Origin of the sequence: Solibacillus sp. FSL H8-0523, from assembly GCF_038051985.1 — a bacterium.
In the GTDB taxonomy this organism is placed as follows: Bacteria; Bacillota; Bacilli; order Bacillales_A; family Planococcaceae; genus Solibacillus.
Genome location: NZ_CP150291.1, coordinates 2334467 through 2350451, shown reverse-complemented (window position 1 = coordinate 2350451; position 15985 = coordinate 2334467). Strand labels below are relative to the sequence as shown.

At 37.8% G+C, this 15985-nt stretch carries 19 protein-coding genes and 1 pseudogene; 17 read left to right on the top strand and 3 right to left on the bottom strand.

Features of this window, described 5'->3' with window-relative positions; translation table 11 throughout:
• Position 1: 1 nt before the first annotated feature.
• The 16 genes from NSQ62_RS11630 (at position 2) to NSQ62_RS11555 (ending at position 12126) form a co-directional block, all read left to right on the top strand.
• Positions 2-316, top strand: coding sequence for a DUF2577 domain-containing protein (locus NSQ62_RS11630; RefSeq protein WP_341323928.1), 315 nt, complete (start codon positions 2-4; stop codon positions 314-316).
• Complete coding sequence (locus NSQ62_RS11625; RefSeq protein ID WP_341320307.1) at positions 316-720, top strand: DUF2634 domain-containing protein; 405 nt, start codon at positions 316-318, stop codon at positions 718-720. The genes NSQ62_RS11630 and NSQ62_RS11625 overlap by 1 nt, the downstream gene beginning before the upstream one ends.
• Positions 720-1751, top strand: coding sequence for a baseplate J/gp47 family protein (locus NSQ62_RS11620; protein ID WP_341320306.1), 1032 nt, complete (start codon positions 720-722; stop codon positions 1749-1751). The genes NSQ62_RS11625 and NSQ62_RS11620 overlap by 1 nt, the downstream gene beginning before the upstream one ends.
• Before the next feature lie 3 nt (positions 1752-1754).
• The gene (locus NSQ62_RS11615) at positions 1755-3521 is read left to right on the top strand and encodes a hypothetical protein (protein WP_341320305.1); all 1767 of its coding nucleotides are present in this window, start codon (positions 1755-1757) and stop codon (positions 3519-3521) included.
• A gap of 3 nt (positions 3522-3524) precedes the next feature.
• Complete coding sequence (locus NSQ62_RS11610) at positions 3525-4142, top strand: YmfQ family protein (RefSeq protein ID WP_341320304.1); 618 nt, start codon at positions 3525-3527, stop codon at positions 4140-4142.
• A gap of 3 nt (positions 4143-4145) precedes the next feature.
• Positions 4146-5318, top strand: coding sequence for a hypothetical protein (locus NSQ62_RS11605; protein WP_341320303.1), 1173 nt, complete (start codon positions 4146-4148; stop codon positions 5316-5318).
• 977 nt (positions 5319-6295) lie between these two features.
• Positions 6296-6673 (top strand): hypothetical protein, encoded by a 378-nt coding sequence (locus NSQ62_RS11600; RefSeq protein WP_341320302.1) that lies wholly within the window; start codon positions 6296-6298, stop codon positions 6671-6673.
• Positions 6674-6798: 125 nt separating this feature from the next.
• Positions 6799-7155 (top strand): hypothetical protein, encoded by a 357-nt coding sequence (locus NSQ62_RS11595; RefSeq protein WP_341320301.1) that lies wholly within the window; start codon positions 6799-6801, stop codon positions 7153-7155.
• Between the two features lie 2 nt (positions 7156-7157).
• A complete protein-coding gene (locus tag NSQ62_RS11590; RefSeq protein ID WP_341320300.1) occupies positions 7158-7430 on the top strand; it encodes a holin in 273 nt (90 codons plus the stop codon).
• Entirely contained in the window at positions 7427-8212 is a 786-nt protein-coding gene (locus NSQ62_RS11585) for an N-acetylmuramoyl-L-alanine amidase (protein ID WP_341320299.1), read from the top strand. The genes NSQ62_RS11590 and NSQ62_RS11585 overlap by 4 nt, the downstream gene beginning before the upstream one ends.
• A 92-nt stretch (positions 8213-8304) precedes the next feature.
• Complete coding sequence (locus NSQ62_RS11580; protein WP_341320298.1) at positions 8305-8670, top strand: hypothetical protein; 366 nt, start codon at positions 8305-8307, stop codon at positions 8668-8670.
• A gap of 83 nt (positions 8671-8753) precedes the next feature.
• Positions 8754-8969, top strand: coding sequence for a hypothetical protein (locus NSQ62_RS11575; RefSeq protein ID WP_341320297.1), 216 nt, complete (start codon positions 8754-8756; stop codon positions 8967-8969).
• Positions 8970-9122: 153 nt separating this feature from the next.
• Positions 9123-9860, top strand: coding sequence for a stalk domain-containing protein (locus tag NSQ62_RS11570; RefSeq protein ID WP_341320296.1), 738 nt, complete (start codon positions 9123-9125; stop codon positions 9858-9860).
• Positions 9861-10125: 265 nt separating this feature from the next.
• Positions 10126-10557 carry a BrxA/BrxB family bacilliredoxin gene (locus tag NSQ62_RS11565; protein ID WP_341320295.1) on the top strand — a complete coding sequence of 144 codons (432 nt, stop codon included), beginning with the start codon at positions 10126-10128 and terminating at the stop codon, positions 10555-10557.
• On the top strand, positions 10545-11342 hold the full coding sequence (locus NSQ62_RS11560; RefSeq protein WP_341320294.1) for a class I SAM-dependent methyltransferase: 798 nt from the start codon (positions 10545-10547) through the stop codon (positions 11340-11342). The genes NSQ62_RS11565 and NSQ62_RS11560 overlap by 13 nt, the downstream gene beginning before the upstream one ends.
• A 322-nt stretch (positions 11343-11664) precedes the next feature.
• Complete coding sequence (locus NSQ62_RS11555; protein WP_341320293.1) at positions 11665-12126, top strand: helix-turn-helix domain-containing protein; 462 nt, start codon at positions 11665-11667, stop codon at positions 12124-12126.
• 152 nt (positions 12127-12278) lie between these two features.
• Here the strand turns inward: NSQ62_RS11555 and NSQ62_RS11550 are convergent, their stop codons facing one another.
• Positions 12279-12878, bottom strand: coding sequence for a hypothetical protein (locus NSQ62_RS11550; RefSeq protein ID WP_341320292.1), 600 nt, complete (start codon positions 12876-12878; stop codon positions 12279-12281).
• A 106-nt stretch (positions 12879-12984) separates the two neighbouring features.
• On the opposite strand from NSQ62_RS11550, the pseudogene NSQ62_RS11545 reads away from it, so the two are divergent.
• Positions 12985-13173: pseudogene (locus NSQ62_RS11545) on the top strand (IS3 family transposase); the annotation flags it as partial.
• A gap of 333 nt (positions 13174-13506) precedes the next feature.
• On the opposite strand, the gene istB reads toward NSQ62_RS11545, so the two are convergent.
• Both istB and istA read right to left on the bottom strand, forming a co-directional pair.
• Positions 13507-14259 carry an IS21-like element helper ATPase IstB gene (gene istB, locus NSQ62_RS11540; protein ID WP_341320291.1) on the bottom strand — a complete coding sequence of 251 codons (753 nt, stop codon included), beginning with the start codon at positions 14257-14259 and terminating at the stop codon, positions 13507-13509.
• On the bottom strand, positions 14259-15812 hold the full coding sequence (gene istA, locus NSQ62_RS11535) for an IS21 family transposase (protein ID WP_341320290.1): 1554 nt from the start codon (positions 15810-15812) through the stop codon (positions 14259-14261). Before istA ends, istB begins: the two co-directional genes overlap by 1 nt.
• Positions 15813-15985 lie beyond the last annotated feature (173 nt).

Here is a 15985-nt window from a genome sequence, read left to right as displayed (position 1 = left end):
TATGACGGATTTTGTGAGGTCCATACGCAAAATTGTGTTAGATGCGGTAAATGCCCAAAAACCAACAACAGTCGTATTCGGCATTGTTGAAAGTATCAGTCCTTTAAAAGTACGTTTAGATCAGAAGTTAGTTCTTGAAGAAGAACATTTGAAACTTACAAGTGCGGTAATGGACTACGCAACAGAAATTAAAATTAACAATGGCACTCGCCAAGCATGTACGATTTTTAACGCTTTAAAGGTTAACGACAAAGTTACTATGATCAGGCAACATGGCGGTCAGCAATATTTAATCATCGACAAGGAGGTGGCTTGATGATTCCACGAGCTGAAAACGAAGGATTATCGGCAGACTTTGAAGAAGTCATCGAGCCATCTAAAAACTACCAATTAATACTGGATAAAAATCGCTGTGTTGGCTTTGTAGATGAACTCGAAGCCACGAAACAAGCGATTTTTTTAATGCTTTCAGTTGAGCGTTACAATCATGTTATTTACAGTTGGAATTTTGGTGTTGAGTTTAACGATTTATTAGGCAAACCAACAAACTATGTGGCCAGTGAGGTAAAACGCCGCATTCGGGAATGCTTGTTACAGGATGACCGTATTAATGAGGTGGATTCGTTTGTTGTTACTACAAACAAAAGTAAAGTACATGTTAAATTTACAGCTCACACCATTTACGGAGATGTCGAGAGCGAAAAAGAGGTGAGTTATTAGTGGCAGAAAGAATCAATTTAGATATTTCCTATGAAGAATTACAACAAAACATGTTAAATAGAATACCGAATCAATTCGACAAACGAGAAGGTATGCCTATTTTTACATCTATTGCCCCAACTGCTATTGAACTACAAAACGTGTATATTCATTTGAAATACATTTTAAACGAATTCTTTATTGAAACGGCGTCTAGAGAATATTTAGTTTTACGGGCCGCTGAAAGAGGATTATCCCCGCATGAATCAACAAAAGCGATTTGGAAAGGCGTATTTAATATCAATGTTCCAATAGGTTCACGTTTTAGTTTAGATAGTTTAAATTTCGTAGTTATTAAGCAGATTGCGCCAGGCGAGTTTTTATTGGAATGTGAATCTACTGGAGATGAAGGTAACTCGTTTTCAGGTACATTGATTCCCATCGAATATATTAATGGATTAGAAATGGCTGAACTAACAGAATTAGTACAAGCGGGAGAAGATGAAGAAGGAACAGAAAGCTTTCGTGAGAGGTATCTTGAATCGGTAAGGTTGCCTTCGACAAGTGGTAATAAGGCTCATTATAAAATTTGGGCTAGAGAAGTAAGCGGCGTGGGTGATGTAAAAGTTTTCCCTACTTGGAATGGTCCAGGGACTGTAAAAGTTGCAATTATTGATATGAACAAACGCGCTGCAGATACGGAATTAGTAGCTTCTGTTTATACCCATATTGAAGAAATCAGACCAATTGGCGCAACGGTTACAGTCGTAAGTGGTCAAGAAAAGGCAATCAGTGTATCAGCAGAGGTTGTGCTTGCAAATGGTTTTACGATTGGACAAGTACAAATGGCATTTGAGCAATTATTAATTAACAGGTTCGCAGAAATTGCATTTAAAGAAACATATGTTTCATATGCGCGCATCGGAAATTTGTTGCTCGATGTACCAGGTGTTGGTGATTACACTGATTTAAAAGTAAACGGCGGTACAGCAAACATTTTACTAGCGGATGAGGAAATACCGGTCCTAAATACAGTGACATTGGGGGTGTAGCAAGTGTCCTATCCAAATGATATTGATACATTTACGGACAAGCTCAATAAGCGTGAAAAGGCTTATGTAATTGAGGAAGAAGTTGAAGTTGCGAATGGTGTTTATGAGCGCTTGCTCGACCATGACAACATCGTTGATTCCAGTGTGAGTGTGTGGACGGGAAGTAAATTGACAGGTGATAAGGTGGCTAATTTCATCTTATCCATTCCTTCTGCTACACCGTGGAAACGCTCGATTAAAATATTTTCTTCTGTTTCGCCCATTTTTATAACGTATGAAACTTTTGGTGATCAAGTTGAAGCTGATGATATTAATCAGTTGCAAAGTAGTATGACAGCCACGCAAACAGAAGTCGACCGTTATCAAGCAGCCAATGATTTAGTTGTGACGAATACCGTCAATCGTGTGACCACTTTAGAAAATAAAAAGGCCGATAAAACGTATGTTGATTCAGAATTATTGAAGAAGGCCGACAAAGCAACAACGTATACAAAGTCAGAAACGGATGCCCGTATTCAAGCCGTTGTAGACGCAGCACCAGAGGCGTTAGATACGCTAAATGAGATAGCGGCAGCATTAAATGATGATCCAAATTTTGCAGGAACAATGACGACAGAATTAAGTAAAAAAGTCGACAAGGTTGTTGGTAAGCAATTATCTACCGAAGACTATTCAACGGCAGAGAAAGCAAAATTAGCAAATGTTGAAGCTAATGCGAATAAATACATTCATCCGTCCACACATCCAGCGACGATGATTCTAGAGGACAGCGCGCACCGTTTTGCTACGGATGCGGAAAAATCGAATTGGAATGGTAAGTTAGATGCTACCGCTAATGCCGTGTCATCCAGTAGATTAGCGACTGGCAGAACGATTGTATTAAGCGGGGATGTTACCGGAAGTGCTGTATTTGATGGCAGTAGCAATATAACGATTACGGCCACTGTTGTGGATGATAGCCATAATCATGTTATTAGTAACGTGGATGGATTACAGGGAGCGTTGGATAGTAAAGAAACGCCAAGTGGTGCTCAAAATAAAGTCGACGCACACTCAAGCGACGCGGTGAAACATATCACAGCTGCCGAGCGTAACACATGGAATGCAAAATCAAATTTAGTGTTAGGTGAAACAGGTTCAACTGCATATCGTGGAGACCGTGGTAAAGTTGCATACGATCACAGCCAAGCGGCTCATGCCCCAAGTAATGCTCAGAAAAATAGCGATATTACGAAAGCTGAAATTGAAGCTAAGCTCACAGGGAATATATCAAGTCATACCCATAGCCAATACGTAACGCAAGCAGATTTAGGCAACGCAGGATATGGCGATATGCAAAAGAGCATCTATGATACAAATGGCAATGGTGTTGTTGATGCTGCTGATAGCGTACCGTGGTCGGGTGTGACTGGGAAGCCAAGCACATTTTCTCCATCTACACATTATCACTCTACTGTTCAAAGAATAGACGACAGAGACCGTAAACCTACAGACGCCGCAAAGGGATCTGTTGAGTTTGTATTCACATCTTTGGCCGGAATGTCTGGAACAGCAAATAGCGATTATCAAGATATGGTTGTACTCAATACCTATTCAGATGCCAGTGGTGGGCTTGTTAATGCGTTAGTTTTTGATAAAAGCGAAAAAGTTATACGGCATTACCAAGCTGCACAGACAGATACAACTTGGGGAACACCTAAAACATTAGCTTATGAAGAAAACGTAATTAAAAAAGGTCCATTAACATGGAACGATCTTAAGGGGGTGTAGCCATTGTACGGATCTAATGTATACGGTACGTTCGCTTATAGCAATAACCCAATTACTGATGAAGTCATAACACCTTTTATTCCAGATTTATTAAAGTATCTTCCACCTATTTATCAAGAGATTTTAGAGATTAAAGCCATACAGGATACAATTGCCCCAGAAATAGGGAATGCAAAATACAGTGTTGCAAGTACTATCGATCAAATGTTTATTGAAACCGCTACTTGGGGGTTAGCTCTTTGGGAAAAAGAACTGGGTATTGTCACTGATATTTCTAAGCCTGAGCATTTTCGCCGAGAAATTGTTAAGGCTCGATTGCGTGGGCGAGGGACGGTTACAAAACAGCTTATTATAAATACAGCTAAAGCATTTTCGGGCGGTGATGTGGAAGTCATTGAATATCCTGCTGAATCTCGCTTTGTTGTGAGGTTTGTAGGCGTATTAGGCATCCCTCCAAATTTAGCTGGATTGATTGAGGAGATTGATAATATCAAGCCAGCTCATTTACAGTATGAATTTGAATACACGTATACAACGTGGGATATGTTAAAGCAATTGACATGGGATGATGCAAGGAATTATACGTGGAATGACATTAAAAGCTATAAAGGAGGCGCTTAATAAATGCAATTAACAAGTAACTATAATTTAAAAAAGCCTGATGGTACAGATGTTGTTAACATTACAGATTTTAATGAAAACACAGATATCATTGATACACAATTAAAAAAATTAAATGACGGTAAAGTAGATAAGGTAACGGGAAAGCAATTATCAACAAATGACTATACGGCAGCAGAAAAAACCAAGCTTGCAGGTATTGCTACAAGCGCAAACAACTATACGCATCCTGCTAATCACCCTGCTTCTATAATTACTCAAGACGCGAGTAATCGATTTGTGACTGATTTGGAAAAAACAAGTTGGAATGCGAAGGAGACGACTACAGGAGCGCAGACGAAAGCTAATACAGCTGAATCAAATGCGAAAAAGTATACTGACCAACATTCAAACGACGATATAGCACACAACAGATACGGCACAGCGACAGGTACAAACGCATTAGTAGTCACTTTAACGCCTGCACCATCTAAATTGGTAGCAGGTTTTGCTTTGCGCTTTAAAAACACCACAGCTAATACAGGAGCGGTAACATTAAACGTTAACGGATTAGGCGCTAAACCAATCGTTAAAAATGGTGGAGTGGCATTATCAGCTGGAAATTTAAAGGCGAGTGGCGTTTATACTGTTTGTTATGACGGTACAAATTTTATCTTACAGGGTGAAGGAGGTGGTGGTGGTGTAAAAAGTATTCAAACTGGCAGTGTGTCATTGCCTGGTGGTCAAACTTCATATGATTTAACTATAACCCCAGTAAATGCCAGTAAATCATTCGCTTTTGTAAACTCACTAGGTACTTCTACTTCGAATCCTACAAACTATTATATGACTGCTCGTTTTATAGATGACGTTGGTAAAAGCGTTAGGTTTATCAGAAGTGGAAGTGGTACTGAGCCAATGATGGTTCACTGGAAGATTATTGAATACGAAGATGATGTAACTGTACAAAAAGGTATTACAATATTACGCCCGACAGAAACTGCACTACCTTCAACTATAAACAGTGTAAACACTGCAAAAAGTGAAGTTTTTTTAAACTATACAACATCTGCTAATGACGGTTTTGCTCAAATTATTAACGGTAGATTGTCTAATTCTACAACTGTAGTTTTGGAAAGAAAATCTACGAATGGTAATAGTGTTGTAAACTGGGCAGTAGTCACATACCCATCTTAATTAAGAACTGAATAAGGGGAGCTGATCAAGCCAAACTTAAAGGATATTTATTCTTAATTAAAATGGGTCGCATCACTATTGACGATGTGCCAGAACCATATAAATCAGAAATTGAAAACGCAGCATAAGCTAGCGTTATTTTTTATGGCAACAGTTCCATGATTTTATTTAATTATTAAATTCGGCATTCAAAAGGATAATATGATGTATTTAGGCTTGTCACAAATAGCTGTGGGAGTCGTTTCATATTTTTTAGGGATATTATCACACGATGTAATATCAACTCTATATTTATGTTTAAACGGAGTATTAATAGGTTCATCTTTAACAAAATTTTTAAGGCATTATGGAAAATTATAATATTTAAATTGAAGCACTCTCATGCGAGCGTGCTTTTTATTTTGATCTATAAAGAAATTCAACTTTTTTGAAATTTAATGTCAAAAAATTATTACCTTAATAATCGTTGGTAAATCAAGATTCCAATCGAAAAAAAGCCTTAAAATATCAGTGTTCTGTTGAGAAATCAGTGAACTGTTAAATGTCGATATATAGTTAGTAGAAATGTTCGTTAGAAAAGATTTATACTAAATTTAACAGTTTAGCGCTAAGCTGATTAACCAAATACGGAGTGATCAGCAAGATGAAATTTGAAAAAATCCTGCTAACTTCATTTAATGCGAACCATGAATATATCATTTGTGGTAGTTGTAAATTTGACTTTGAAAAGGGCAAATTACAACTAACGGCTTTATTGAATGAAGCTATCAATTTATCGGACGAAATATGCACCATCGAAATAAACGGAATTGAATTTCAATGTTCAAGCATACAAATCGACCGCTATATAATCGACGCAACAATCAAGAGTATTGATAGCCAGGTTTATACAAGGCAACTAAATCATTAATTGTATCAAAAATTTATCATGTAAATAGCATCACCTCAATGCGTAATATTATTGTTGAGGTGATAATATGATAGGAACAATTTTTCAACTATCAGGAGCATTAATGTTAGGGTATGAAATAGCTTTAAGAAGTAGGAAACAGTCCATTTCTGACGCAGTAATTGATGGAGGTTCATTCGATACCCCAACAAGAGAAACGGCAGTGAACTATGCAAGCTATCTCGAATTATATACAACTTATGCATATCGGTTTGGTTTTTCTTTTATAATTTTGGGCTACACTTTACCATTGTTTTTGGGGGAATATTTCGATTACTTATCTCCAAAAGATCATGCATTTTTGATTGTATTTATTTCAATAGTTTTACTAATCATAAGTGTGAATATTTCTAAATTTTTAGCATTGAATGCATTCGAAAAAGAAGAAATAAATAATTCGAAGTAAACACTCTCGCTTGAGAGTGTTTTTTTACATGCGCTAAAACGATTCGACATGGACAACTACCCGTAAAACGGTTTTTCGATTCGTCTCACAGCACATGATTTTATAGAAGCAGGAGGGTTAGGGCAATGTTTTATATGGCATCATTAATCGGTACAAAGATACCTGAGCAAATGGCAACCAGTAGTAATCCGTGGGCATATTTAGTCGGCGTATTACTGGTTGCATTAATCGGCATCGGTGGCTACACATTAAAATGGTTGGTAAAGCTAGACACTACGCATCGAGAGGAATCAGCAAAGCGCGAAGAAAAGTTGAATTTTCAGCTAGATAAATCAATCGAGGCAACAAGCAGTTTGGTCGATACACAAAAAGAAATGATTGTAGCAATTACAGGGGTGCAAAATAATTTACACGAATTAAAAACAGAAACGAATAACCGTTTAGAAATGCTTGAAAAAACAGTGAACAAGGAGAGTGCATAAGCATGGATTTAACAGGATTAATTTTAGTAGCAATTACACTGGTAGCAATTGTCACGGCAGTAGTTGAGGTAGTCAAAAAAACATTTAAAATTCCGGCACGTTTCTTACCGATTACATCTATTGTGATCGGTATTTTAATTGCCCTAATTGTTTGGCCGCTTAGCACTTATGAGCTTTATTACATGATCGTGGGTGGTTTAATTGCTGGACTTGCAGCTAGTGGCACATTTGATGCACTTAAAGCTGTCGGGAAAAAGGAAGGTGAGTTAAAATGACCTACGCAGTAGCTGGACTTAAAACAGGTGATAAAATCGGGAAAGCAACAGTCGTTATCGACATCATCAAAAAAGGTAACCCAGAAATTCGACCATGCACATCCATGAAACCGCAGTATGTGACGATTCACAACACGGGCAACCGTGGTAAAGGCGCTAATGCAAAAGCTCACAACAATCTAATACACAGCTTAGCTGGTAAGCCCGTACGCGAAACCTCACACGTATCGTGGCACGTTGCGATTGACGAAGAATACATTTACATTCATATTCCGTTCAATGAGACGGCGTGGCATTGTGGTGATGGTGCAAAAGGGTCTGGCAACAGCAAATCAATCGGCCTTGAAATTTGTATGCACAGTGACCAAAAAAGTTATGATCAGGCAGAAGAAAACGCAATCGCTCTTACGGTCCATTTGATGCGATATTACAATTTGTCAGCTAAAAACGTACGACCGCACCAAGATTGGAGCAGTAAGTATTGTCCAGAGCTGATTTTGCGCCGTGATGGTACATTTGCAAAGTATCGCGCTCGAGCAAATGCAGCACATCAAATCGGAGTCTCAGGCAAAAAAAATTCAGTGGAAAAAGGAGATGCAAACATTATGCAATTCAGTTCTTCAGCAACAAAATCAGCCGTTCGCGACGAGCTGGTACAATTCGTAGGTAAAGGTCTTATTGATAAATCATGGGTTGATAAGTTCGATAGGGGCGAAATGACAAACGGTGATTACGATGGCCTTAAAGTGATTGTTAATCAGCGTTTAGCTACTGCAAAATAATTCAAAGCCTGGTATCGCATTGGTGCTGGGCTTTTTTTGTAGTAAAATAAGAACGTTTGTTCTATAATTAAATCTAAAAAGGATGGTTTTGAATGCTTACGGATTTAATGAAACTAGCAACACCAATACACAATTACATCATTTTGGATATGACATTAAAGACGCTTGAACGTGACCGCCAGTACATCGGTCAGCTTAAAATGGCGCCAGTATTTGAGCAATGGTATGACCTACAAAGTAAGCGGGTTTTCGAGGAGATGAAAGCCAACCGCGACCTTTTATACAAAGCCGGGTGTAAGGTCGAAAAAACAGGAGCCGATGATTTAGTAACTGAATACACCATTTTGTTCCGTGGCCATTCAGAAGTTCGTCGCTACTCAAACATCGCCATCCGCAATGGGGTAATGGAAGAAACTAAGCGATTACTAGGCATGGAGTACCGCAAGCCTGAACAGTAAAAAACTCGAAATCGACAGTTTCGCATATTTCATTTACTTTATTTCTAGTTTATTGTAATTTAGTTGAAAGGGAGGTGGAAATTATGTTGGTTATGGTGGTGCGGTTTTTACATAATAAAAATGGCAGAAGAAAAACCGATGTAACATGTATTGTTTTTGATGATATTAACGCAAAAGTAACGACGGAAATGCAATTGGCTAAGCTTCACGAAATGGGTATTGATGCTATTGAAATACTTAAATCAAGGCCCAAAGCGGAAGTCCTTGAAGTGAGTTATGACGAGACGAATAGACAATAAGGAGTAAACATCATGAATAGTCATAAGTAAAGCCTTCCACAATTTATCTGTGGAGGGCTATTTTTATTTTATTGAATGCAACATTCTTATTATTGATGTGCAGCGTTTTTTATAACATAATAGGATGGTAAGTAAAATATTGGGAGGTAAATTGTGAAAAAATTAAAAATATTTATTATGGCGCTACTAGTCTTATCGACGGTTTCATTTAGTAACGTTGATAGTACTAGTGCTTCAAATAATATTTCTATTCAAGTTAATGGAAATAAACAATCGTATAGCGATAAAGCTATTATCAAAGGTGGATCTACATTAGTACCCTTACGTGGGATTTTTGAAGCGTTAGGAGCGTCAGTTAGTTGGAATGAATCAGCAAAAACTATCGACGCTAAAAAAGGTGATACAACGGTATGGTTGAAGATAGGTTCTACTACAACAAAAGTTAACGGTAAAAATGTTAGTATTTCAGTGCCAGCACAAGTTGTAAGCGGCAGCACCTTAGTACCACTACGTTTTATTAGTGAAGCATTAGGGGCCGGTGTTGAATGGAATCAAATTACTAAAACAATTAAGATCACTTCAAATGAAACTCCAACACCAGAGCCGACTCCAACACCAGAGCCGACTCCAACACCAGAGCCGACTCCAACACCAGAGCCGATTCCAACACCAGAGCCGACTCCAACACCAGAGCCGACTCCAACACCAGAACCGACTCCAACACCAGAGCCGACTTCAACACCAGAGCCGACTCCAACACCAGAGCCAGTACAAACTGGATTTAAGAATTGTTCTGAGTTGAAAAAAGTTTATCCATCAGGTATTTCATCAAGCCATCCAGCTTACGAAAAGAAGTTCGACAGAGATGGTGATGGTTGGGCTTGTGAATGATGAAATATACATTAGATTAAAGATGATGTACATTCGTTAATTGAAAAATAGAAGAATAAAAAGTTAAAACAAACCTAACGGAATTTTATTCGTTAGGTTTGTTTTAAATTGATATTAAATAAGACAACGAAAAAGCAACCAAAGCAACATAAAAGCAACCAAAATTCTGAATAAGCATGAATATTTTTGAAGTTCAAACATTATACAACAGTGAAAAACACTGATATAATTACGTTTGTGAATAGATATGAAAGAGGTAGATAATATGAATGCTTACGATGAATACATGCGCCAAGTGACGCAGCCAATGCGTACGGAGCTTGAAAGTGCAGGATTTACACAATTAACAACAGCAGATAGCGTTCATGAATTTATGGCGGAAACAAAAGGGACTTCTTTAGTTGTCATCAACTCAGTATGTGGGTGTGCGGCAGGTTTAGCACGTCCAGCAGCGCGTGAAGCGGTGGCAGAGGTGAAGCCGGACAATTTAGTAACGGTCTTTGCGGGTCAAGATCCAGAAGCAACAATGGCAATGCGCGGTTATTTTGATGAAGTGCCACCAAGCTCGCCATCAATGGCCATTTTAAAAGACGGTCAATTAGCGTACTTCATTCCACGTGAACAAATCGAAGGCTTCCCAATGGAGCAAATTCGTGACCATTTAGAAGGCGTACTAAAGCAAGTATGTGCCGAGTAACGATTGTCACAACAGCTGGGCGACCTGATGAGGAATCTTTGAAGCTTGCTGAGTTTGCGAGTAGCGAACTCGGTGCAACAATCATTCCGCGTCAAAAGCGTTCAGTTAAGAAATTATCGGAAATTTATGATGCGAACGTCATCGTAGCTGGTAAAAATCGTTATGAATATTATGCGAAAGGTGCTGAGGCGCCTTTCTTTTTTCATCCGAATTCAGCAGCGTTTCGCTTAAAGCGTGTGGCGCGCGGGGAACAGGAGCCGCTTTTGACTGCATGTAACTTAAAGCAGGGGGATTCGTTTTTAGATTGTACGCTCGGCATTGGTTCCGATAGCTTGCTTGCGGCCTTTACAGTAGGCGAAGCGGGCAAAGTGACGGGCCTTGAAGCGGATCAAAACGTGGCGTTCATCGTGAAAAATGGGATGAAGACGTATGATACGACCGAGCTTCCGTTAACGGCTTGTATGCGTCACATCGAAGTGATTCACGCAGATGCGCTTACATACTTACAGCAACAGCTGGATAATAGCTTTGATGTGGTGTACATGGACCCGATGTTTGAGCAAATCATCGAAGAATCCACGAATTTCGAGGCGCTGCGTCATGCGGGCAGCCATATTGCGTTAAGTGATGACTGGGTAGCCGAGGCAAAGCGCGTGGCGAGAAAGCGTGTCGTGTTAAAGGCGCATTACGAGTCGGAGTGGTTTGAACGCTACGGCTTTATGCGTGACGTGCGTTTAAGTGCAAAATTTCATTATGGGGTAATCCAAAAAAACGGTGACGCCTAAGTCTTACGGGTCCTGCTTTCTAAAAGAATAACGATTTAGAGGGAAATTGGATAGGAGAATTTACTTGCTAACTAAAGTTTACAGTAGAGAAACACACGATTAAGGGTTGGAGAATATGCACGATTTCATGCAACGGGATCAGCGTTGTAATATCCCACAAATAAGCTCCAATAGTTGCTGGCACTGGCTTTTAGTAAAAATATATAAAACAACACATAAACAATGTTCAAAATGAAAAGGCACAAACGCTGTTAAATGATATGCTCCCCATTAGGTAGACAGATTAAAAAATAAAATCTGTTTATCGAATGGGGGCATTTTTTTGTCTAATAAAACATTTTCAATAGATACGAAGATTTCGGCTCTTAAATACTTGGAGGAAGGTCGTTACTCTGTAAGAGAAATTTGTCGCATGTTCAATGTGAATGTAAGGAACTTATATGAATGGCAAGCTAAATATCAATTCGGGGGCATAAACGCATTACTTTGTCCTGCAAAAAATAAAATCTATCCTGAAGAATTGAAAAGAAACGCCATTGAAGATTACTTAACAGGAAATTATTCAAAGCACGAGCTCATGGTCAAGTATGGAATCAGTGGTCAAACTGTATTCAACAGGTGGTTAAAAAAATATAATAGTCATAGTGAATTAAAAGACTCGAATCAAAGGATGACCCAAACTATGACTAAAGGAAGAAAAACCACTTTAGAAGAACGAATTGAAATTGTGAAAACTTGCCTAAAAAATGAAAAGGATTATAAAAAACATAACGGGTTCGGTTGATGGGGAGAAAAACCCTAAAAGTAACGTAATTAGCAAACCAATTAACATACATTTTAACAGTAAATTAGCATGCAAAAACGCTCAGTTAACCTGAGCGTTTTTTCGGTATTAATCACTGTGTTTGTTAAACTAAAGTTTATCGTTAGTAAAAATTATTTTTTTCTTTTATAGCGATAAAGTAGGATTAATACTGCCATACCAACTAAAATACTTGCACTTACATATAAGAGTAGGTACGGATTATTATTCTGACTATCATTATTGTTTTCAACTTTTTTTTCAATTGTTTTTTGAGGTTGTGATTTTAGAAAATCTTCGAAAAATGCCCTTCTTTCATCATTTGATTCCTCCACTTTTCCGTTGTAAACTTGAATCATACCATTTGGACCTCCAACTGGTATTAGGAAATCAGCATCCTTACTTTTTTCTAATAATAAAAGAAATTCTCCCTCTTCATTCTGAAATTCCTCTGCCCAGCCTACATCATTATAGTCAATACCTGCTGTAATAATTTGCTCAGAAACATCTCCCTTATAAACATTTTTAATGTTGAAGCCTAAACCTTGAAAAACAAATCCACTCGGTTTCGGCTTACTTGTAAAGTCGTATTTACCAGTAATAATAACTTCTGATCTATCAACAACCTCTTGTGGTTTTAATTCAACCCAACTTGTAGCAGCAACTGTATTACTTATTATCATTATTGATAAAAAGAAACTGGAAAATAAAAGTATATAACATGATTTTCTCATTGTGTTCCTCCCTTTTTTATTAAAAATTTCAAACTACCCTTATTCAACAAAACTGCCCATTAGGTTAATAGAAATATTCCAATACCATATTAAGATTTTAACATAAATTTTCCATTCTCCTACTTTAGCGTTTTGGGGGACTCTAAAAGTAGAGAAGTATTATTTACACAAATTTGAGACGTACGAAGAGTTAAAATATGCGATTGATGCGTACATAAAATTTTATAACAACGAACGATATCAAGAAACATTAAACGGCCTGAGTCCTATAGAATTCAGGTCTCAAGCCGCTTAATGAATTTTTATTATTTCCACTGTCTACTTGACGGGGTGCAGTTCATAAATCAACGTTCATGCCTTTTTGGTGTATTCCCAAACTTTTATTTGGGAAAGTTTTTTAGTTGTATTTTGTATGTACTATAAATCCATTTTATAATGAGTTCCTATGGGTTGATATATTTTAATCTATCTATATTTACCCAAATGGCGTTGATAAACAATATTACTAAAACAATGGCTATAACATACTTAGAAAAATGCTTAAGTTTAGCATTTTCGAATATCTTAAGTAAAAGATTGTATTTCGCAACTAAAAATTGAGCCATTTATTAATTAAAATATGAGCCACTTAAAAGTTGCTCTGTTCCATCCATTCTTTCGTCTCCAAAATACGGTATGAGCTACCGACCATGTTGATGATGTGTGCTCGATGTGTGAGTCGATCAGTTAAAGCTGAAGTTAGTACTGGATCGTGGAATACTTCTTCCCATCGCTCAAATGTTAGATTACTTGTAATAATGGTCGCTGCCCGACCAGCACGTAATGATAAGTGTGTGAAAAGAAGCTCTGCTCCTTCTTTATCAAATGAAATGTAACCTAATTCATCAATAATGACTAAATCATACTTCTCAAATTTCAGTTCAAATGAGCGTAACGTTCTTGCTGAACGGCTCTCTTTTAATTGATTCACAAGTGAGGCTACACTTGTGAAATACACTTTATAGCCTGCTAAACAGGCTTCAATTCCTAATCCAATCGCAAGATGGGTTTTACCGGTACCAGGGGATCCAATTAATAATACATTCTGCTTCTCTTGAATAAACTTTAGTTCTTTCAAATGGGGAAGGCGAACCGCCGCATTTTGCGGCAGTGCCTCTACATCTAATTCCTCTAAAAGCTTTTTTTCTGGGAAGTTCGCTAATCGGATTCGGTTAGCTTTTGCTCGAACGTATCGGTCCTCCATTTCCTGTTTTAAAGCGAAATACATAAACTCGGCCGGCGAGGAATGCTGCTCAAATATGGCTTCCTGTTCAAGTAAATAGCGAATACTTGGTAAACGTAGTTCTTTACACATTTCAATCATTTCTGTTTGCTTGTCCATTAATGAATCACTCCTGTTCCTTTAGAATGAAATAATGCTGCTAATGACGATAAATTATCTAAGGATTGGCTGGTGACATCATCTTGGTCAGTAAGAACAGTACGTACTTCAGCTGACTGCTCTGCTAAGAAAATGATTTTTTCGGTTGTTATATGAACCAAAGGGTTCTTTTCAAGTTCGGTAATTACTTCTAGTACTCTTGTTAGGCAATCTCGTTCTTTTACATAGACAAGCAGCTCTAGAAAATCTTTTTCATTTCCGATATAATAGCGTTGGTAGATATTTTTTATATCTTTTGGTGCTTGGCTCAAACATTCACTTTGGGCTAAGGCACCTTTTTTCTTTTCAAGGGTATTTAAATAGTGGTAGATATTCATCACCCAAGTATGAACTTGCCAGCTTCTTTTATGCTTCGCGATGCATTCACCTTCGCTAAATAGAAGCACTTCTTCTGCGCGAGCTTTCAACTTAATGTATTCTCCTACACGTCCCTCAGGGACAGAATAACGATTTTGACGATAGGTAACGGTACTATATTTATCCACACGTAGCTCCACTAATTCTGCTGGATCAAACGGTGCTGCTGTTAAACTACCTGCTCGTTCAGCTCTTTCTTCTAACATTAATTCATGATGCGTTTTCTCTTTCAAATAATGTGGACGGTTATTTAGTTTTTCAATGATGGAGACTAAATATTGCTGTGCCTCTTCCAAAGAAATATACGTATCTCGATGCGCAAATGCTTTCCGACGAATGTATTCTACACTTCGCTCCACATGGCCTTTTTCATTTCCTTTACGAGGCTGACAAAGTCTTATTTGAAAATGATAATGTAAGGATAAACTTTTCATACCATCGGTAATGAAGCGGTCATTCCCAACGAAGTTTTTGACAACTGTTCGCATATTGTCATATGTAAAAACATTCGGCACAAATCCTAATGCTTCTATACATTTTACATGTGCATCCTGTACGCAAATCATCGTTTCAGATTCATAAAGACGTGCATAGCGTTCATTACTATAGGCTAGGGTAAATACTGCTAGTGAAAAACTTCTTAGCTTGCCATCGATAAATAACTTTACTTCTCCCCAATCAAACTCAATCTCACGACCTACAGCTGGATCCTGACGGATGAATACTTCTTTCTGCTTTTGTTCCTCACGATTAACGAAGTTGCGAACGGTCGTATAGCTAATTTTAAATCCTTCATCCAAAAGCTTTTCATGCATATCAATGATCTTTAACTGTTGCTTATGCATATTTAATTCACGCTTCTGTTCATTCTGTTTCATCATTTGACGAAGTCGTTTCATAATCGTATTTGTTAAAGCTACCTTTTTTCCATTTCGCTTTTTATAAGCCGGAGGCGTTACGTAATTGTCTGTAACCGGTAAATTCCTCGTATCTTGTTGTCTTGCTGCGAGATCCTGCTCTATATATTTTTTAACGGTATTGCGTGACATCTTGAGCTTCTCCGCAATTTGACGTTGGCTTGTCTTGTGCTGGTAGTACTCAATCAGCACTAATTGCTTTTTCTCCAAACTGATCACCTCTATATCCTCCCAACTTTTAACAGTTAGGGTTATTTTGATATAAAGTGGCTCTCATTTCAATTGCGTTAGTGGCTCAGTTTTAGCTTAACAAATACAAAAGATAAAAAAAGCCAAGTACCCAGATACCATTTTGAAAAAAGTTCAAAATGGTATCCCTAATTACGCTGAAA